Origin of the sequence: Saccharibacillus sp. CPCC 101409 (assembly GCF_030518235.1) — a bacterium.
GTDB lineage: Bacteria > Bacillota > Bacilli > Paenibacillales > Paenibacillaceae > Saccharibacillus.
Genome location: NZ_JAULSA010000003.1, coordinates 369,926 through 389,644, shown reverse-complemented (window position 1 = coordinate 389,644; position 19,719 = coordinate 369,926). Strand labels below are relative to the sequence as shown.

Annotated in this window: 13 protein-coding genes; 7 read left to right on the top strand and 6 right to left on the bottom strand. The window is 60.6% G+C overall.

Annotation, left to right across the window (positions count from 1 at the left end):
* Positions 1-7 precede the first annotated feature (7 nt).
* Entirely contained in the window at positions 8-2,164 is a 2,157-nt protein-coding gene (locus tag QWJ34_RS09600; protein ID WP_302727295.1) for an S-layer homology domain-containing protein, read from the top strand.
* Between the two features lie 931 nt (positions 2,165-3,095).
* On the opposite strand, the gene QWJ34_RS09595 is transcribed toward QWJ34_RS09600, so the two are convergent.
* Genes QWJ34_RS09595 through QWJ34_RS09585 form a run of 3 tightly spaced genes read right to left on the bottom strand, consistent with a single transcriptional unit; the run spans position 3,096 to position 6,366 of the window.
* The gene (locus tag QWJ34_RS09595) at positions 3,096-4,037 is read right to left on the bottom strand and encodes an ABC transporter permease (RefSeq protein ID WP_302727293.1); all 942 of its coding nucleotides are present in this window, start codon (positions 4,035-4,037) and stop codon (positions 3,096-3,098) included.
* Positions 4,038-4,043: 6 nt separating this feature from the next.
* Positions 4,044-5,375, bottom strand: coding sequence for an ATP-binding cassette domain-containing protein (locus tag QWJ34_RS09590; RefSeq protein WP_302727291.1), 1,332 nt, complete (start codon positions 5,373-5,375; stop codon positions 4,044-4,046).
* Positions 5,359-6,366, bottom strand: coding sequence for an ABC transporter substrate-binding protein (locus QWJ34_RS09585; RefSeq protein WP_302727289.1), 1,008 nt, complete (start codon positions 6,364-6,366; stop codon positions 5,359-5,361). The genes QWJ34_RS09590 and QWJ34_RS09585 overlap by 17 nt, the downstream gene beginning before the upstream one ends.
* A gap of 259 nt (positions 6,367-6,625) precedes the next feature.
* Between QWJ34_RS09585 and desA the strand changes: the two genes are divergently transcribed.
* The 5 genes from desA (at position 6,626) to QWJ34_RS09560 (ending at position 11,152) form a co-directional block, all read left to right on the top strand.
* Entirely contained in the window at positions 6,626-7,714 is a 1,089-nt protein-coding gene (gene desA / locus QWJ34_RS09580) for a Delta(5) desaturase DesA (protein WP_302727287.1), read from the top strand.
* 172 nt (positions 7,715-7,886) lie between these two features.
* Complete coding sequence (locus QWJ34_RS09575; RefSeq protein ID WP_302727503.1) at positions 7,887-9,170, top strand: sensor histidine kinase; 1,284 nt, start codon at positions 7,887-7,889, stop codon at positions 9,168-9,170.
* A 21-nt stretch (positions 9,171-9,191) separates the two neighbouring features.
* A complete protein-coding gene (locus tag QWJ34_RS09570; RefSeq protein WP_302727285.1) occupies positions 9,192-9,791 on the top strand; it encodes a response regulator transcription factor in 600 nt (199 codons plus the stop codon).
* Positions 9,792-9,838: 47 nt separating this feature from the next.
* Positions 9,839-10,606 carry a 23S rRNA pseudouridine(2604) synthase RluF gene (gene rluF / locus QWJ34_RS09565; protein ID WP_302727283.1) on the top strand — a complete coding sequence of 256 codons (768 nt, stop codon included), beginning with the start codon at positions 9,839-9,841 and terminating at the stop codon, positions 10,604-10,606.
* A 399-nt stretch (positions 10,607-11,005) separates the two neighbouring features.
* Positions 11,006-11,152, top strand: a complete 147-nt coding sequence (locus QWJ34_RS09560; protein ID WP_302727281.1) for a hypothetical protein — start codon at positions 11,006-11,008, stop codon at positions 11,150-11,152.
* Positions 11,153-11,438: 286 nt separating this feature from the next.
* On the opposite strand, the gene QWJ34_RS09555 is transcribed toward QWJ34_RS09560, so the two are convergent.
* The 3 genes from QWJ34_RS09555 to QWJ34_RS09545 all read right to left on the bottom strand — a co-directional run bounded on the left by QWJ34_RS09555 (position 11,439) and on the right by QWJ34_RS09545 (position 14,079).
* A complete protein-coding gene (locus QWJ34_RS09555) occupies positions 11,439-12,314 on the bottom strand; it encodes an SDR family oxidoreductase (protein WP_302727279.1) in 876 nt (291 codons plus the stop codon).
* Positions 12,315-12,531: 217 nt separating this feature from the next.
* Positions 12,532-13,620 (bottom strand): alpha/beta hydrolase, encoded by a 1,089-nt coding sequence (locus QWJ34_RS09550; RefSeq protein WP_302727277.1) that lies wholly within the window; start codon positions 13,618-13,620, stop codon positions 12,532-12,534.
* 177 nt (positions 13,621-13,797) lie between these two features.
* The gene (locus tag QWJ34_RS09545) at positions 13,798-14,079 is read right to left on the bottom strand and encodes a hypothetical protein (protein ID WP_302727275.1); all 282 of its coding nucleotides are present in this window, start codon (positions 14,077-14,079) and stop codon (positions 13,798-13,800) included.
* Between the two features lie 223 nt (positions 14,080-14,302).
* On the opposite strand from QWJ34_RS09545, the gene QWJ34_RS09540 reads away from it, so the two are divergent.
* Positions 14,303-19,576 carry an S-layer homology domain-containing protein gene (locus tag QWJ34_RS09540; RefSeq protein ID WP_302727273.1) on the top strand — a complete coding sequence of 1,758 codons (5,274 nt, stop codon included), beginning with the start codon at positions 14,303-14,305 and terminating at the stop codon, positions 19,574-19,576.
* Positions 19,577-19,719 lie beyond the last annotated feature (143 nt).

Sequence of the window (19,719 nt, the reverse complement as noted above, 5' to 3'; positions counted from 1 at the left end):
GTGCATCATGAAAAAAAACAAGAAATCGGCAGCCAGCCGCAAAAAGAAAACCGTCATCTTCCGTTCCGCCGTTCTCACCACCGGCATGACCATGCACATGCTGTCGGGAGCTCCCGCCGCCGTGCACACGGAGTCCGTTTACGAAGGCGATTCCTACGCGTACCTGAGCCAGTACCTCGGCATCGGCAAAGCTTCGGCCGAAGCGGCCATCGAGCCGGACAACAAGTCGAAGTCCGATATGCAGGCGCTGACGGAAGGCGATAACGGAAATCCGCCGAACCCGGGCACGGGCGGTGGCGGCGGCATGCCGCCGATTACCGATCCGGCCCCGGGGCAGAACGAGCCGAATCAACCGACCGAGCCGAATCAGCCGACCAATCCGACCGAGCCGACTCAACCGACCAACCCAACCGGGCCGAATCAACCGACCAACCCAACCGAGCCGAATCAGCCGACCAACCCAACCGAACCGAATCAGCCGACCAATCCGACCGAGCCGAATCAACCGACTAACCCAACCGAGCCGAATCAACCGACCAACCCAACCGAGCCGGCTCAACCGACCAATCCGCCTAATACGGATCCGGCCTGGCAAAGCGTCAAGGTATCGGCAGGCGACGGCACCATCACATTGAGTTACAATACGCCGAAGAAAATCAGCAGCGGCCTGCTCGAAGTATCGACCGACGGCGGCAAAACGTATAAACTCGTCGATAAATCCCAGTACCAGAATTTTTCCGAGCATTCGCTGACTGTAACCGGTCTCGCCAACGGACAAACGTATTACTTCCGTTTCAAAGTCTCGGACGGAGCAAATTCGGGTTACTCGAATGTCGTATCGGTCACGCCGAAAGCCGCGGTATCCTCAAGTAAGCCAAGCAGTCCGTCCACGGTGGAAACGCGCGTGCCGACGCCGGCCGTTCAGACGCCGGCTCCGGCCTCGTCCGGAACTTCGATCCAGGCGCTCGCCGTAACGGCCGGCAAACTGAGCTCCCAGGCGGCCAGTCTGACGCAGGCGACGACGCCGGACGGCAAAAGCCGGGCCGATCTGAAGCTGTATGCGGAAGGCATCACGGCTGCCGCCGTGCAGGCCCTGCAGGGAGACACCGTCGCGATCCGTCTGCCGGAGCTTAAAAATACCGGACTTCAGGTCTCTGTCGACGGCAGCACACTGAGCGCTTTGTTCGCCAAATCCAACAGCCTTTCCGTCAGCACGGGCGACGTGGGCATCAAGTTCCCGGCCGACCGGCTGAAGCTGGCCGACGCCGCCAAGATTCTCGGCGTAACCGCCGATCAGGTTCAAGTCCGGATTCAGATCGAGCAGACGCCGGTCACGTCGGACGCGGCCGCCTGGGCCAAAGTCAATGGAGCCGTTCCGGTCGGCAGCGCTTATACGTTCCGCATGCTGGCCACCAACGGAACGAATACGACGGAAATCTCGACCTACGACAAACGCTACGGGCAGCAGACGATCCCGGTTCCTGCGGGAACTTCCGATCCGGGCAGTCTGGGCGCGGTCATGCTGGTCAGCGGCAAATACGTTCCGGTTCCGGTAACGTTTAACGCGGACGGACAGGCGGTCGTGCACACGACGGGCAGCAGCCCGGTCATGCTGGTCAGCTATGCCAAACCGGCCGCGCAGGGCAAATGGTTCGACGGCGCGGTAAGCACCGCAGCGTCCAAAGGCATCCTGGACGGAGCGGACGCTTCGGCACCGCTCAGCCGCGAACAGTTCGCGAAGATGGCCGTGCGCGCGCTCGGTCTGGAAGCCTACGGAGCGGATTCGACCTCGGCGCTGGCAGCGGCGAGCCAAGCCGGACTGCTCGACGGGCTGCCGGAGAACGCGCTGCAGCCGGGCGGAGCGATCACGCGCGAAGAAATGATCGCGGTGCTCGTTAACGCAAGCCGCCAGTTCGGCTTGACGCTGGGCGAATCGGGCGGCGCGTCCGCATCGTCGACAACGGCTCGCGCAGCGTTCAAAGACGGCGCGCAAATCTCCGATTGGGCCGGCTCGTATATCGATGCCGCCTACGCGGCGGGCATCGTGCAGGGCGACAAAGGCAAGCACATCGCCGCCCAGCGCCAGGGCACGGCCGGCGAAGCGGCCGCGATGCTGGTCAACCTGCTGCGCAGCACGGGATTGGCCGACCCGGCTTCCAGCTGAGGCGGACGGCACGGGTTTGGAACCGACCGCGTTTTTAAGAAAAGGAGTTCCGGCGGATTCGCCGGTCTCCAAACCGTATCGCATGTGAAAATCGAAAAGGACCCGTTCTCGCTATTGAGCGAGAACGGGTCCTTTTCGCGCGGTTCCGGCCGGACGCCCGGACACAGCATCAAAATCCATGCGTGCGTAAAAATCCATGCTTTGCTTAAAAACAAAGCGAGCCGCGTCCGGCGGCGCTTGAGAGCGATTCCGCCGTTTTCTCAAGCTGGACCGCTCGTTTCTCGCGATAAAACAGGAAATGCTGATCGTAAAGCAGCATATATCGAAAAATCCGGGCGAAAAACTAAATTGCTGACCTAATATGCGCATTTTGTCTCAAAAACCGATAAAAATGATGATTTGCCTATAAAATGTGTTCTTAATGTCAGCATTTTGCCGCCAACCTTCTTTTTCCGCCGAAAATGTTGACCGGATATGCGCATTTCCAGCGCAGCTTTGAAAAGAACTTGCATAACGAGGCGGCAAAGCGAAATTCCGTTTGCAGCTCTGTTTCGGAGCGGAGCCTTTTTGCACGATTTGCGACAAGGCGCCGGGCGATAATTTCGGGCTGCATTGCTTTTTAGGACACGTAGAGAAGCGATTTCAGATTTTTCTGCGGCTACGTTGACGAAAAAGCAGCGTAGGAAGCCCAATCGACTCTTTTGAAGACTTTTATAGGCTCTACGCTGCTTAATTGTCAATTTAGCTTCGCTCTGCGCGCCTTTTGCATGCTCTACGTTGACTTTTAAGCAATCGGATGACTGCCGCCCTCCGGCTTGGCCTGTGCTTAGGGCGTGTTTTAAAACTTCGAAGGGAGCAGATTTGACTGAATTTTTGTTCGATGCAAGGAACTTTTTCGAAGGCGTGCCGGGGCACGATCGAGTCCGAGCTTCTAATCGCGCCAGCGCATAAACCGGTGCTCGAACAGGTCGACCAGCACGAACAGCACAAATCCGACCAGGCTGAACAGCAGGATGCCCGCGTACATTTGAGGATAATTCAGCCGCAGCCAGGCGTCCATGATAAAGTAGCCCATACCGTGCTCGGTGCCGTAAATCTCGGTGAAGAACAGGATGGAAAACGCCGTGCCGAGCGAGATGCGCACCGTGCTCAAGATCGAAGACAGCGCGCCCGGAAGCGTGATGTACGCAAATTTCGCCATACGGCCGGCGCCCAGGCTGGACAGCACGTCATACGTATTGGCGGGGATCGCCCGGACGCCGTCCCGCACGGAAATGATAACCTGGAACACCAGGATCAGCGCGATCATGACGATCTTGGACGTTTCGCCGAGCCCCAGAAACAGCATCGCCACCGGAAGCAGCGCGATCTTGGGCACCGGATAAGTCAGGTACACGACCGGATCGAGCAGCCGGTTCCAGCGCGGCGAGCGGCCCATCAGCAGGCCGAGCAGCAGGCCGGCGACCAGCGCCAGCAGGATGCCCGCGAATACGCGGCCCATACTGAAGCCGATATTGAGCAGCGCTTCGCGGCCGTCCAGATCAAGCAGCGCCCGGTATACGACGGCGGGCGACGGCAGAATATCGCGATGCAGCGCCGCGGCAAGCAGCGCCCACAGCAGATTGAGCACGGCAAACACGGCGACAAGCCGCAGGGGAGCGGCCCATCGGCCCGCCGCTCGGACGGAGCCGGCAAGTTCCGTGCCGCCGGGGGCGGGCGAGCCGAGCGGCGATGCGGGCTTTCGGACGCCATCGTTCGATTCGGCCTCCTCCGGCTCCGGCCGCCGGGCGTATCCCGGTTCATCGGCCGGCTCCCGCTTCGGATCGCGGCCGTTTAAGCGTTCCCGTTCGGATTGTTCAGGGTCGGATTGCATATCGGTTCACCACGCTTCCCGGATCATCCGGCGGACGATCTGCGTTCGTTCATGAAATTCGGCGCTGCTCTGTTTGTCCGTGTACGACATGGCGAACAGGTCTTCGTTGTCCACGATCCGCACGCCGCTGCCGGACGATTCTCCGGCGGGCGCCAGAATCACGATCTTCCGCCCGAGCAGCAGCGCCTCTTCCACGTCGTGCGTGACGAAGAGCATGGCGGCCGGCTGCTGCCGCCAGCTGCCGAGCAGCAGGCGCTGGAGGCTTTCGCGCGTCAGCGCGTCGAGCGCGGAGAACGGCTCGTCGAGCAGCAGCAGCTCGGGCCGGATCGCGAAGGCCCGGGCGATCGCCACCCGCTGCTGCTGCCCGCCGCTCAGCGAGCGCGGATAGCGGCTTTCCAGGCCGGCGAGGCCGACCAGGTCGAGCCAGTGCCGCGCGGCCGCGCCGTGGGCCGCGCTTTTCTCTTCCGGCCGCGCGATCTTGAGCGCGGTCCGGACGTTGGCGTAAGCGGTCTGCCACGGCAGCAGACCGTAGTTCTGCGGCACGAGGCCGATGCGCATGGCCCGCGCGCTCCCGGCTCCGCCGGCCCGGCCGCCGCCCAGCGGGCGGCCGTCCAGCGCCATGCTGCCGGCATAGCCCGGCAGCAGCCCCGCGGCGGCGCGCAGCAGCGTCGATTTGCCGCTGCCGGAAGGGCCGAGCACGGTATAGATCCCGTGCCCGGGCAGATCAAGGTCCAGCGGCCCCAGCACCGGGCCGCCGCCGTAATCCGCGACGAATCCGCGGATTTCCAGCCCTTTGCCCGGCGCGACTGCGTCCGCGCCGCCGCGCCCTGAAGCCGCTATCATTCCCGGCGCCGCCTCTACCGTTTCGGCCTCGGCTCCAGTCGCGCGCTTTGGCTCCGCTCCTCCGGCTCTTCCACCCGAGCCTTCGGCCGGCATTCCCAGGGCCGCCTCTACCGTTTCGGCCTCGGCTCCAGTCGCGCGCTTTGGCTCCGCTCCTCCGGCTCTTCCACCCGAGCCTTCGGCCGGCATTCCCGGGGCCGCCTCTACCGTTTCGGCCTTTTCGCCCGTGTGCGCTTCCGCCATGCGCCCGCCTTCGGTTGTCTCGGCAGCATAGGGGCCGGCCATCCGTTCGACTCCGTCCCCGGCCGCGCGCTCCGGCTCCGCTTCTCCGGCTTTTCCAGCAAAGCCCCCGGCTGTCTCTCCCGGTTCGGCTCCTCCGGCCAAGCCCCCGCCTGCCTCCTCCCGCTTCGCTTCCCCCGAACCGGCGCTCAAATGGCCGCTTCCGGCCGCCGCTTCTACCCCGTCTTTTCCCCGTTCGTCCCTATTTGAACTGGACATCGGAGATCACATCCGCGGCCTTGATGTCCTTCGTCAGCAGTCCTTTCTCGCGCGCCCAGTCCAGCGCCGAATCCACCTGGGCCGGATCGACCTGGTTCGCCGGCACGTAATCCGGCACGTCGATCTGGTCTTTCAGCGTTTCCGGGTAGCCGACTTCCTTGATAATCAGGTCGATGTATTCGGACTGGTCGTGGCTCTTCATATATTCGACCGCTTCGTCGTAAGCCGCGTACATCTCGCGGATCGCGTCGCCTTTGGCGTCGATGACGCTCTGCGGGAACGCGAGCACAAAAGGCTCCACATCCGCGCTGTGCGTCGAGCCCAGCACGTTCAACCCGTCCGCTTTGCCCATCGTCACAAACGGCTGCGGCAGCACGGCCGCGTCGGCTTTGCCGTTCTTGAGCAGTTCAAGCCGGGTCGGAATCTGCGGCACTTCGGTCACGGTGATATCGTCTTCGGTCAATCCCGCCTGCTTGAGCATCATCGCCATCGTGTATTCGGTCGACGTATTTTTGGACAGGATGACGGTTTTGCCTTTGAGGTCGGCGGCGCTCTTGACGTCCTCGCTGCCGGTCAGCAGATCGAATTCGCCGAACGTCGTGCTGGTAATTTTCACGTCCTGCCCCGCTTCGTTATAGATCGAGATCGCGACCAGGTCGGCGCTCAAACCTTCGACTTTGCCCGCCTGGAACGCCACGTCGCGGTCTTTCGCGCTTTTGAACGTCTGGATATCGAGATTCACGCCCTGCTCTTTGTCGAAGCCCCGGTCGTGCGCGATGATAAATGGAATCGCGTCGATCGACGGCAGCAGGCCCAGCGTAATCGTTTCGGTCTCGGCCGTCTTCCCGGCCGCATTCGCCGCTCCTTCGCTCGTTCCCGCCGCGTTCGAATCGGTCGTTCCCCCGCAGCCCGCCAGCGCCGCGCCGAACGCGGCGGTGAGCATCATCAGCATAACGGGACGCTTCCCGATTCGTGTTTTGTGGTTTTTCATTTGTTCCAGCTCCTGTTCTATATCTGTGTTTTCGGCTCCCGCAAAGATAATTGTTCATTCGTTCACAATCCTGCTCAACCGTACCCATTTTACTCCCGTCTCCGCATTTTGTATATTCATAAATTGAAATAATCGGCCGAACATATGACATTTGTCATGCCTTCGAACTGACGTTTATGACTACGTGCGCAGACGGATTTTTTCTATACTTGGGGACAATAGAGACGTTCGGCGAACGCTCGCGAAAGGGGAATCCATCATGAACCCGTCCACGAAGAGCCCATCCGTCAATCCCATTGCGGAACTGAAGAAATACATGAAGCCTTTTGAGAAAACGGATTCCAGAGCCAGCATCCTGCAAATGGTCAACACGCTGGTCCCGCTTGTGCTGCTGTGGATCGGCGGTTATCTGCTTCTGTCCGTATCGTACTGGCTTGCGCTGCCGCTGCTGATCGTCGCCGCCGGCTTCGTGATCCGCACGTTTATCATTTTTCACGACTGCTGCCACGGTTCGTTCTTCAAAAATAAAAAAGCGAACGACGTCGTCGGCACGATTACCGGCGTTCTGACGCTGATGCCGTACCGCAAATGGAAGTACAGCCACTCCCGCCACCATGCGACGAGCAGCAATCTCGACAAGCGCGGCGAAGGCGATATGTGGCTGCTGACCGTCGGGGAGTACGCGGAAGCTTCGTTTTGGAAACGCCTGGCGTACCGCTGCTACCGCAATCCGCTGATTATGTTCGGGCTGGGCCCGATTCTCGTGTTCCTGATCCAGAGCCGCTTCAACCGCAAAGGCGCAAAAAGCAGCGAACGCAACAACACGTACCTGACCAACGTTCTGATCGTCCTTCTGTACGCCGCTTTGATCTGGGCGGTCGGCTGGCAGGCGTTTGTACTGGTACAGGGGCCGGTGATGTTCGTATCCGGACTGCTGGGCATCTGGCTGTTCTACGTGCAGCATCAGTTCGAAGATTCGTATTTCGAGCACGAAGAAGAATGGAGCTACGTACAGGCCGCCGTCGAAGGCAGCTCGTACTACAAGCTTCCCAAGCCGCTCCAGTGGATCACGGGCAATATCGGATTCCACCATGTGCATCATCTGAGTCCCAAAGTGCCGAATTACAATCTGGAGAAAGCGCACGATGCGTCGATTCCGCTGCAAAAAGCGACCACGATCACGCTGCGCACCAGTCTGGAGTCGCTGAAGTTCCGGTTGTGGGACGAGGACACCAAAACGTTTACCGGCTACCGGGGCGCCGCCTCGACCGTTCTGCCGAAAACGGCCGTTCGTCCGTCGGACGTCCTCGAAACCAAGACCGCGCATCCGCTGCTGCCGCGCGAGTAGGGAACCGCGCCCCGGAATCTTGCATTCCGGGGCTTTGTTATGGGCAAATCCGGCCTACCGAACCCTGTGAAGGAGGAAATCCGTGGGTTATAATGGAATCGAAAACATCAAGCGTACCGGAGCCGGAGCGGCGGGGTCCGCTGACGGCGAAAGGCGAGGAGGCCTGACGATCGTGCAAAAATGGTATCAGATTTTCCAGCGCAGCACCGGACTGAATCCCTATGTATGGGTCGTCTTTTACATTTTGCCGTTTTACTTTATCTTCCGTTCGTCCACCATGTATCACGCGGCGGCCGGCATTTTTATGGTGATCGGATTCTTCGTCTGCTACCTGCTCGCTTTCGCGACGCGCGGCCGGCTGCGCTATTTCTGGACGGGGATGCAGATGCTGTTCTCGGTCGCGATGTCGCTGATGTTCGGCTATATTTATTTCGCGGTTTTTCTCGCTTATTTTATCGGAAATATCCGCAGCCGAATCGGCTTTTTCATTCTGTACTCTCTTCAGCTTCTCGCTGTTCTGGCGTCCGTATATGTGGGCTATATGCGCCTGAACCCGCTGATGATCGCCCAGTGGCCGTTCGTCGCGCTGTGCGTAATCGCCGTGATTCTTCTGCCCGTCACGACCTATAACCGCAACCGCAGCGAGCGGCTCCAGGGGCAGCTGGAAGACGCGAACAAGCGGATCTCGGAGCTGGTGGTAATGGAAGAGCGGCAGCGGATCGCCCGCGATCTGCACGATACGCTGGGACAGAAGCTGGCGCTGATCGGCCTCAAAAGCGATCTGGCCGCCAAGCTCGTCGCCAAAGACCCGCAGCGCGCCGAAAGCGAAATCCGCGATGTGCAGCAGACCGCCCGCGCCGTGCTCAAAGAGCTGCGCGAGCTGGTCACGCAGATGCGCGGCACGCATATCGAAGACGAAGTCTACCGGCTGCGGCAGATTCTCAAAGCGGCGGATATCGACTTCACTCTCGAAGGCGATCCGAATGCGACCCAGACTTCGCTGCTGAACGAGAACGTAATCAGCATGTGTCTCAAAGAAGCGGTGACCAACGTGGTCAAGCACAGCGGCGCGTCCGCCTGCCGGATCGAGATCGAGCCTTCGCCCGCCGAGCTGATCGTCCGGGTGGGCGACAACGGCTCGGGCATCGCGGAAGATTACGCCCGGAGCCGCGGCAGCGGACTGCGCGGGATGTTCGAGCGGCTGGAGTTCGTCAACGGCAGCCTGGAAATCGCGAACGGACAGGGAATTTTTTTCGACGCCGAGGAAAACGGGGTCTCTACGAACGCTGCGGAAGATGCCGATGACGCTCGCGCCGCGAAGCCTGCCGGTCCGGAACATGCGCATGCGAACCGCCGGGCAAGAGGACGCGGCACGCTGCTGACCATGCGGATTCCGAACGTGCTGGTCCGGCCGGACGCCGGAGCCGCGGAGCCGCGGCCTCACAAAACGCATTAAGCCGGATAAGGAGGGGCACGGATGATTCGAATCGTAATCGCGGAAGACCAGCGGATGCTGCTCGGCGCGCTGGCTTCGCTGCTCGATCTGGAAGACGATATGGAGGTGGTCGGGCGCGCCGGCGACGGCGAGGAAGCGGTGCGGCTGGTCCGGCTGCACAAGCCCGACGTGTGCGTGATGGATATCGAGATGCCGCTCAAGACCGGGCTCGAAGCGGCCGAGGCGCTCAAAGGTTCCGGCTGCCGCATCCTGATCCTGACGACGTTCGCGCGTTCCGGCTACTTCGAGCGGGCGATCAAGGCCGGCGCGCACGGCTACCTGCTCAAGGACAGCCCGAGCGAGGAACTGGCGGATTCGATCCGCAGCGTCATGTCCGGCCGCCGGATCTACGCGCCGGAATTGGTCGACGACGCCTACGCCGAGGAGAATCCGCTGACCGACCGGGAGAAAGAAGTGCTGCACCTGATCGCCGAAGGCAAGAACACGAAGGAGATCGCAAGCCTGCTTTTTCTGACCAACGGCACCGTCCGCAATTACGTGTCCGTCATCCTCGACAAGCTCGGCGTCAGCAACCGGATCGAAGCGATCACGCGGTTCAAAGAGAAAGGCTGGTTCAAGTGAACCGGCTTTTTTGAATTGCGCGTCAAACCTGTACAACCCCCGCCCGCATGCGCTATGGTAAACAAAGAACTTTTTTCGAATCAGAAAGGTGTGCGTACAATTTGCGGATCAACAAATATATCGCCGAGTCCGGCTTCACGTCGAGACGCGGCGCGGACAAGATTATCGCGGAAGGCAAAGTGACCATCAACGGCGTTAAAGCCGATCTCGGCAGCCAGGTGGAGCCGGGCGACGACGTGCGGGTAAGCGGCAAGCGGATCAAGGAAAAAGCCGCGCAGGAGAACGTGTATATCGCGCTCAACAAACCCGTCGGCATCACCAGCACCACCGAGCGCAGCGTCAAAGGCAATATCGTCGATTTCGTCGGCCACTCGCAGCGGATCTTCCACGTCGGCCGGCTCGACAAAGACTCCGAAGGATTGATCCTGCTGACAAACGACGGCGATATCGTGAACGAGATTCTGAGAGCGGAGAACCGGCACGAGAAAGAATATATCGTCACCGTCGATCGCCCGATCACGCCCGAGTTTCTCAAAAAAATGGCGGCCGGCGTAGAAATTCTGGATACGAAGACGCTGCCGTGCGAAGTGGAACAGCTGTCCAAGTTCGTGTTCCAGATCACGCTGACCCAGGGCCTCAACCGCCAGATCCGCCGCATGTGCGAAGCGCTCGGCTACAACGTCCGCGCGCTCAAGCGCATCCGTATCATGAACATCTACCTGAACAGCCTCCCGACCGGCAAATGGCGCGACCTGACGGCGAAAGAGCTGGACCGGCTGTTCAAAGATTTGGATTATACGCCGCGGCAGCTTTAAGCGAAAGAATCCCGGGTTGAACATGCAGGCCGAGCACAGCAAAAAGCAGGATTCGAGGAACCTTCCGCCGCCGAGTTCTCGGGGTGTCGAGAAAGCCGGGTAGGGTGCCAAACGGGAAATAGCGGCACAGGTACACTTATTTGAGGCGAAACGCTTTGATTTCTTTAAATAACGACGCAGGTGCAATTATTCGGGAGCCAAAAGCCGGATCGAAGCGAAAAAGCTCGAAATAATTGTATGAGCGCACTTATTTTCTAAAAAGCGTAAGATTAAGCCTGAATAAGGGGCTATACGCAGCTATTTTAGATTCGTCCTGCTGCTCGCTTTATTTATCCAGCCCTGCGGCTTGTTCCGGCTTCGCTGACGCTGGGCACCGGACTGCTGGGCGCCTGCGGGACTTTGTCCGAAACGGGCGCTGCCGTCCACCGGATAAGCCAGCGGATCATGGTCATGAACGGCGGCCGCCTCGTCGATACTTTCGCCGCGCCGGAACTGTTCGCGGAAGAACGCCATCCGTATACGAAAGAATTGATTTCGATTTTCTGAAGGCCGCCGGCGTCCCCGATGCGGCTAAAGGATATACGATCCGTTACACCGCCGCCGCAAGAATTTTCGGTATCCGCAATCGCCTTTTCCCCAAAAACGCCCCTCTAGGCTTACCGAATACCGCTTAGCGGTTCGATAAGCCTATCGAGGGGCTTTTTCAATACTTTAACACTTCAACGACGCTTTCCCGATAGCATTCCGTGATCGTTTTTTACGTCTCGCTTTTTCATTTTCCCGTTCCGATCCGGGCTTGCCGACAGGAACGGGCTTTCAAGGACAATTCGATTCAGCCTTTCACGACCGCTTCCACCGCCGTTTTCAGCGGCGTATAGTCGTCCCCGATCAGCTTCACCAGATCGTCCGACGGAGCGGCGAACTGGCCGCTTTCGATCGCCGTGTCCACGACGTGGACCATAAAGCCCGCGCCGCCTTCCGGCACGCCGGCCGCGACCAACGCGCTTACGGCTTCCGGGGCCGGCAGCGCCGTATGCCGCACCGGCTTGCCGGATACTTCGGCCAATACGGCCGCGTATTCGTCGTAGGTAAACGGCTGCGGAGCCGTCAGTTCGTAGATCTTGTTCTCATGCCCTTCGCTCGTCAGCGCGACGGCGGCAGCGCGAGCCAGGTTGTCGCGCGTCACGTAGTTCATCCGGCCCGTCGGCGCGGCCGAGATCACCGTTCCGGCTTCCGCCACGGCCGACGTGCCTTCGTTGACCAGCAGGTCGAGATAGAATCCGTTGCGCAGGAACGTATACGGGATGCCGGTCGTGCGGATCGCGTATTCCGTCGCCAGGTGGACGTTTTCCAGCCCGATGTTCATCTTGTCCGCAAAAGCGAATCCGGTATACGCGATATGTTCGATCCCCGCGTTGCGCGCGGCTTCGACGACCGTCGCGTGCTGGCGGACGCGCAGCGTGTTGTCCATCGAGGAAGCGGAGACGAACAGCAGCTTCTCCCCGCCTTCGAACGCGGTCGCCAGCGAAGCCGCGTCGTCGTAATCGCCCAAACGCAGCTCGACGCCGAGCCCGGCCAATTCCGCAGCTCTGGCTTTGTCGCGGACGACGCCGGCGATATCGGACGCGTTTACGCCCAGGTCCAGCAGATGACGGATCGCGGCGGCGCCCAGGTGGCCGGATGCTCCGGTAACGATAATTTTGCTCATGTGTATTCGCTCCTTTGAAGGTGAAATTCAATTGTAACCATTATAGTTCCAGGAGCGAAACCCTGTCAAGTCGGCGCCGGACGGGAGCCGGGTGTCGGAGAACCTGACGGTCTTGAAGCCCGCATGCTCCTCTGCCGATTCGAAATTTTTCGAATCTCCGGTTCCCGAACCCTGACTCCCGCATCCTCAATCCTCAATCCTCAATCCTCTCAAAACTTTATCGCGCGCTCCCCGTCAGCTCCAGCGCCGCTTCCACAATTTTCTGCGGCTGATAAGCCTGGATGGAGTGGGCAGAATCCTGCACCACTTCAAGCTTCGCGTCGGTGGACCAGGTGCTGCCGAACTCGCGCAGGCTGTCCATCCGCTCCTCCGTCGCTTCGCCGAACCAGTCGGCCGCCAGCACGATCATCGGCGCGTCGAGCTGCTTTTTCTGCGCCACGATCTTGTTCGCGTTGGCGTGCATCCGGCGCATCTCCTCCGTCACGTTGGTATTGCAGGCCACCAGCAGCGTCGCCAGCCGATCCTGCTCGCGCATCTCCGGGGTCAGCAGCTTCAAGCCGTTTCGCTGTCCCGACAAATACCCGGCGAAGCCGTTGACGTGATACAGCGCGCGCACAATGCCGGACTTGATCGCGATCCGGTTCAGGTCCGAACGCAGCGCGCCGGAGCGGAACGTCTGGTAAAATTCCGGGCTGCCCGTGTCGATCATCAGCAGTCCCGCCACATCGTCGGGATACAGCTGCGTGTACCGGATCGCTTCCAGACTGCCGAGCGAATGCGCGGCCAGGACGAACGGCGGACGGACGTCCGCTTGCGCCAGCGCTTCGTGCAGCTCTTCCGCGATCTCGTCGATGTCCCGCTTCTCGTCCGTCACGTCGCTGTACCCGTAGCCGAAACGCTCGACGACCGCGAACTCCGCCTGCCCGCGCAGGCCTTCGTACACCGGCGAGAAATCCGCGTACGGATTCGCCGTCCCCCAGCCGGAGATCAGCACCACGGCCGGCTCGGCCGGCGCGCGGTCCGTTTTCTCCTCTTTGTACACATGCATCCGGTGCCCGCCCACCTGCACCAGCTGCCCCGGCACGGTATACGCGGCCCGGTCGCTCTGCTCGCCGAACCATTGATACACGAATCCCGTCAGCAGCAGCGCGAATACGACGATCAATCCCCAGCCGAAGCCGGACAGAAGCCTGCGGATCAAGCTTTTTTTCCTGCGCCGCGGCTTCCGCTCTTTCGGTGCGGTCTGCTCCATTTGTTCCGTTTGACCGATCCCGGTGTCCGCCTGCGTTTCCGGTTGTTTCTCCATCCGAACGCCTCCTTTTTCCCAACCTGTTATTTCCCTCTATCCAAAAAGACGCATTCTCCGCACAAAACCTCACCGGACGGAGCAAATTTGCCGCCGATCCGCCGACCGTTTCGTATGAAAAATGCGTCTTCGCTTTGCACGTATCTATTAGACGCGCGTCCGCTCGGGGAATCCTGCTCAGTCCTCGTAACCCGCCAGGCCCTGCTCGGTCAGGTAAGCCATTTCGGCGTCGAGGATTTCTTCCACCTGGAGTTCGTTCAGCTTGACGTCTTTGCGGCTCATCACGTAATCTACCAGCTCGTCGCCGTCCACTTCGATCACGTCGCCCGCTTTTTTCGCCGCAGCGCCGATAAAGTCCGTCTCGTGCTTCAGCACCAGCTTCACCGCGTCTTCTTTGAGACTTGTTTCCTTCGTAATATAGGCGATCAGTTCGCTCCGGTTCACTTGTTGCTCGCTCATTTTCGTGTTCATCCTTTCGCCGCTTGCGTTGATCCGGCCTCTGCCGGCACGCTCCCATTGTAGCACAGGGGCGGCGGGACATTGTTCAGAATTTGTTCAGAACGGTTTTCTATAATGAAAGAGCAAGTTCTTCCCGATCCATCGCCCCTTTCAAAACGTAAAAAAAGGAGAAGTGAAAGTCACGAAACACCCAATAAGCACTATTCGGAGCAGGAAAACGCCTATGCTTTTTGCTTTGCTGCTGATGCTGGTCCTGTTTGCGGCAGCGGGAGCGCCCGTACATGCCGAAGGAAGCCGCGATCTCGTCGAAAGCGGAAAAGGCAATCGGCCTTATATCGAATGGGCGCCCGGCACCACGCTGGCGGGAATCGAGCGCAAGACCACCCTGTATACATACGCAAAACCGGGAGAAACGATCTACCTCGGATCGAGCGTAGCGGAATCTTACAATGCCGACAGCACTCTCGCAGGCAAAGAAGATATCGTGGTAACGGACCCCGACGGCCGAAGAACGGCGCTGGATGTCAAGTCGACCGGATCGGGCCTGATCGATACGCTCGCCAAGGAAAAAGCGGGACCCAAAACGGCGTCCAATACCGGCGGCTACACGCCTCTTTCGGTCGAAGCCGATTCGGAAGGCTGGTGGAAGATCGAGTTTCACGGCACCACGGCCAAAGAAGATCCCAAAGTCGTTAAAGTTAACGATAATTTCCCGACGGGAACCGAGCAAAAAGGGACGGTAGCCGCCTGGGATATCACCGTGACAGACTCCTCGAGAACCCCAAAAGAAGGACGGACGTTTTCTTACTACCTGTCGCTGAATATGGGCGGAAACGGCGCGAATCTGTACTCGAAACTCTTTATACTCACCAAGGACGGATTTCAATACGAAACCGACCTTAACGGAATCGATCCGTACGGATTCGGCTTTTTCTCGAATAACCGGGGATTTACGGACAGCAGCGGGAAGACGCTGTATCACTCTTCCACGATGAAAAACTCGGCGCTTCAAGGCGGCATCAAAGTCCAGGACCCGACGCTGCCCGATACGGAAACGGACAAAACGCACCGGATTTTCTTCAATGTTCCCAGCAGCGATCTGCCCGGGAACGTACCGACCGAACCGCGGCCTCTGGCCGATATAACCGACGGCAGTTTTCGGTTTACGGGAAAAGATACGGAGTATCCGTCCGCTTCTCCGGGAGCCGGAGGCGAATTTTCTTTTGAAGCCGGCAAATCCGGTACTTACCAGCTGGTGATCGATACCAACCGGGACGGCAGTTTCAATCCCGCTTCGGACCGCGTATTGGAAAATACGTTCGGCGCCGGAACCAACCGGACCGTGTGGGACGGCAAAGATCGTGCCGGAACCGTTCTTCCGGAAGGCCGATACAATGCGAAGCTTATTATCAAAGGCGGCGAATACCATTTTCCGATGCTCGATGTGGAAAGCGCGAATAACGGAATCAAGATCAAAGCGCTCAATCAGCCGAAAACTCCTGCGCTGCCTGCCGGCGTAAACGAGTCCACTATTTATTGGGACGACACCAACTATACGACTTCCAGCGGCACGCCGGCCGTTACAACGAACATCAATCTCGATCCGGGAGCTTCCCAGCTCGCCGCGAGTCCGCGGGATGCGACAGCCGGCCAGGACAGCTCCGGCGGAAGCCGCGGCTTCACCAACAATTACGGCGACCAGAAAGCGATCGACACCTGGACGTATTTCCCGGGTCCGAGCTACAGCGCTGCGTTCACGGTCAAGCCGGCCGTATCCGGTCTGGTGTTCGTCGACCTCAATAAAAACGGCGCGCGCGAAGCGGGCGAGCCCGGCTTTGTCTCGGCCAAAGTGACGATCACCGGGGCGGATAAGCTGCCGTATCCGGTCATCACCGACGAGAACGGCGCTTATCGCTTCTCCGCCGGTTCGGGCAGCGTCAATGCCGGTCTGAGCCTACCGGACGGCTACCGCTCCACAACGGGCGGAGAATCGCAAACGGTCGTCGTGACGACAAGCGCCGACGCGACGTTCGCCCCGTTCGGCATCGTGGACGATACGCCTCCGGCCGCTCCCGTTGTCGTCGGAATTAAAGCGGCAACGGACACGGGCGCAAGTTCGTCAGACCGTATCACCGCGAATCGGACCCCGGTATTCTACGGAACGGCGGAAGCCGGTTCCACTGTTGTGCTGTACGATACGGACGGGACCACGGTACTCGGCTCAACTCGAGCCGACGACAGCGGGAAGTGGGAGATCCGCTCCTCCGCGCTCGCGAACGGCGAGCATTCAGTCAGCGCGAAGTCCACGGACGCTGCACGCAACACAAGCGCACGCTCCAATATTCTTTCGCTGCTTATCGACACGCAGACTTTCGTTACGATCGACCGGCCTGTCAACGGCGCGGAATTCGCCGATAAGCGGCCGGAATTCCGCGGCAGCATGGATCGTCTGACCGGAGTCGCCGTTTCGATCGACGGCGCTGCGGCCGAACAAGCGGCAGGCTGGTCGTCCGCAGGCTTCGGAAGCTGGACCTATACGCCGGCCTCCGATCTGTCGGAAGGTCCTCATACCCTGAAAGCTGTCGCAACCGATACTGCCGGCAACGTCGACGAGCGCGAAATCTCGTTTACGGTGCTGCCCGCTCCGGCCGAGCCTGCAGAACCTTCCGAGCCGTCGGAGCCGTCCGAACCGGTGATTTCCGGCCTTATTGTAAGCGGAGCCGATTCGCTGCCGATTCCGAAATCCGGCGAAACCGATACGGCATCCGTCTATACGGCGGCTTATAAAGAAACGCCGGAAACCGCGCCTTCGGAAGAAATCGTCTGGTCCCTGAAAGAACCCGCCGCAGGCGTCGAGATCGACGAATCGACCGGCAAACTGACGGTGACGGACGCGGCGCAGCCCGGCTCGGTCGAAGTCGTCGCTTCGCTTAAAAGCGATTCGAATATCACCGGCAGCAGGGCGGTAACGCTGAGCGCCGCGCCGCCGGCGGAAGTGTTCGCTTCCCTGAGCGGAACGGTTTACAGCTCGACCGGCGGCATCGTTCCGGGCGTTACCGTCCGGGCGGAAACCACGGACGGCAGCGAGCAGTCGTTCGACACGGTGAGCGGCGCTAACGGCGGATACGCGTTCGACAAACTGCCTGCCGGCAGCTACGCGGTCTCCGTTCGCGGCGGCGGACGCACGCTGGCCGAGGAATCGCTTACGCTGAGCGACCGGCCGGAAATTCGCGACCTGCACCTGGCGGAGCTCGCTGCGATCTCGCTGTCCGCCGATCCCGATGAGCTGATCGGCGACGGACTGTCCTCCAGCAAACTGCGCGCGGACGTTACGGACAAAGTATCCGGCGATCCGGTCGAGAACTTGCGCATTGGGTTCTCCGCAAGCTCTGGCGAACTGAGCGCAAGCGAGGTCCTCACCAACGGGAAAGGTATCGCGGAGGTTGTTTATACCGCGCCGAAGCTCGACAGCGACCAGCCGAAAGAAGAAAAAGTCCGGCTGGTCGTCCGCGATTACAAATCCGGCATCTTCGCCGAAAAAGAAATCACGATCAAGCTGCTTCCGCCGTCGATTAACGGCGTAGTCACAAGCGGAGGCGTCGCGATTCCAAACGCCGTCGTCAAGATCGCCGAAGACTTCGACAACAACGGCACGATCGACTTTACGGCCGAAACGGTCACCGGCGCGGACGGCAGCTATCATATCGCCGTGCCGAGAGGCAGCTGGAAGTATACGCTGCATATTTCCGCGCCGATCTCGATCGGCGGCAGGACCGAAACGATCCGGCTTCAGCAGCGCAGCGACGTCGGCGCGCTGAATAAGCCGAACGAAGAAGTCCCGGCGATCCGGCAGATCAGCGGCAAGCTGTTCGTGCAGGAAAGCGAAGGCCTGGCTTCGCCGTTCGACGGCTTCGTGCAAAGCGGCGGCGTAAGCGGCTCGCTCTACGACGCAAAGGGCGCTCCGCTCTCCAAAAGCGTCGATATCGAAACGGACGGCAGCTATCGCGTCGACGATGTGCAGCCCGGCACGTACCGGCTGCTGTTCAAGTTCAAAGCGCCTTCCGGCGACACGCTGGCCGGCGTATTCAAGGAAGTGACCGTCGACCAGGAAGGCCAGCTCACGATCGAACCGGTGCTGATCGACCCTTACGGCGTCGTAACCGACTCGGCGACCGGAGCCGCGATTACGGGCGTGGATATGCGGCTGTATTGGGCCGATACCCCGCTGAACCGCAGCCAGGGACGGACGCCGGGCGCACGGGTCGACCTTCCGGAGCTGAAAGATTTTGCGCCGAACCAGAACCACAACCCGCAAAGCACCGTGACCGACGGAAGCTATGCCTGGATGGTCTACGAGAACGGAGACTATTACATCCGGGCGGCCAAGACCGGTTACGACGATTACGACAGCCGGATCGAGAAACGCAATCGCCCGGCAGCGCCGGGCGAGGACAGCTGGATCGAGAACGGGATCATCCACGTCGGCCAGACGATCGTGCAGTACGATCTGAAGCTGACGAAAAGCGGCTCGTCCCCGGGCGTTCCGAGCACCCCGGGCAGTCCGGCGGCGCCGAGTACGCCGGCTTCGCCGGGCGGCGCTTCGTCCGGCACGGGCGCGGCTCCGGCCGCCAAAGTGCCGGCCGCGCCGATCAAGCTGTCGCTCAAGACCGCCGAGATCGGCGGCTCGAAGCTGACCTGGCAGCCGGCGGACGGCGCGGATTACTACCGCGTGTACCAGGGCGGCGTCCTGACGGCCGACAACGTCAAGCTGCCGGAATACTGGCTTGCCGGCCTCGAAGCCGGCCAAAGTTATACGTTCCGGGTCTCGGCGGTCTCCGCCGCCGGCGAATCGCCGCTGAGCGAAGAGATCGCTTGGACCGCGCCCGAAGCGGGCTCGCATATCCATTATATCTTCGGCTATCCGGACGGCACGTTCCGGCCGGCGCGGTCCATCTCCCGCGCCGAGATGGCGGCGATCATGACGCGCATCATGATCGGCAACGAAATTCCGGCCGCGGAATCCCTCCGCTACGCCGACGTGCCGGCATCCCACTGGGCGGCCGGTTACGCCGACAGGGCGGCTTCGCTCGGCGTTATGAACGGGCTGCCGGGCGGCGCATTCCAGCCGGACCGTGCGATTACGCGCGGCGAACTGGCCGCGATCCTGGTCCGGTTCCGCAATCTGGAACCGGCGGCGTCCGGCGGCTTCTCCGACACCGCCGGCCACTGGGCCGAAGGCGATATCGGCGCCGCGGCCCGCGCCGGACTGCTCAAAGGCTACCCGGACGGCACCTACCGTCCGAACGCCCCGATCTCGCGCGCGGAGCTGGTCACCGCGGTCAACCGCATGCTGGGCCGCGGCCCGCTGCTGGGCAACCTGCCGGCGGACTGGCCGGACGCTCCGGTCGGCCACTGGGCGTACCGCGACATTATGGAAGCCTCCCTCGATCACGACTATGCGATCCAAAGCGGCGGCGAGTACCGAAGCGGACCGTAAAGTCCGCTTCCCGTCCGTCCTCCGCAGCGTACTCCAGGCTCCCGCCCCCATCCGGCGCGGGAGCCTGTTTTGCTTTCTTTGAATAATTCCAAATAAAAAGCCGCAGAACCCGGAGTCCCCGAGTCTTGCGGCTTATCGTATTT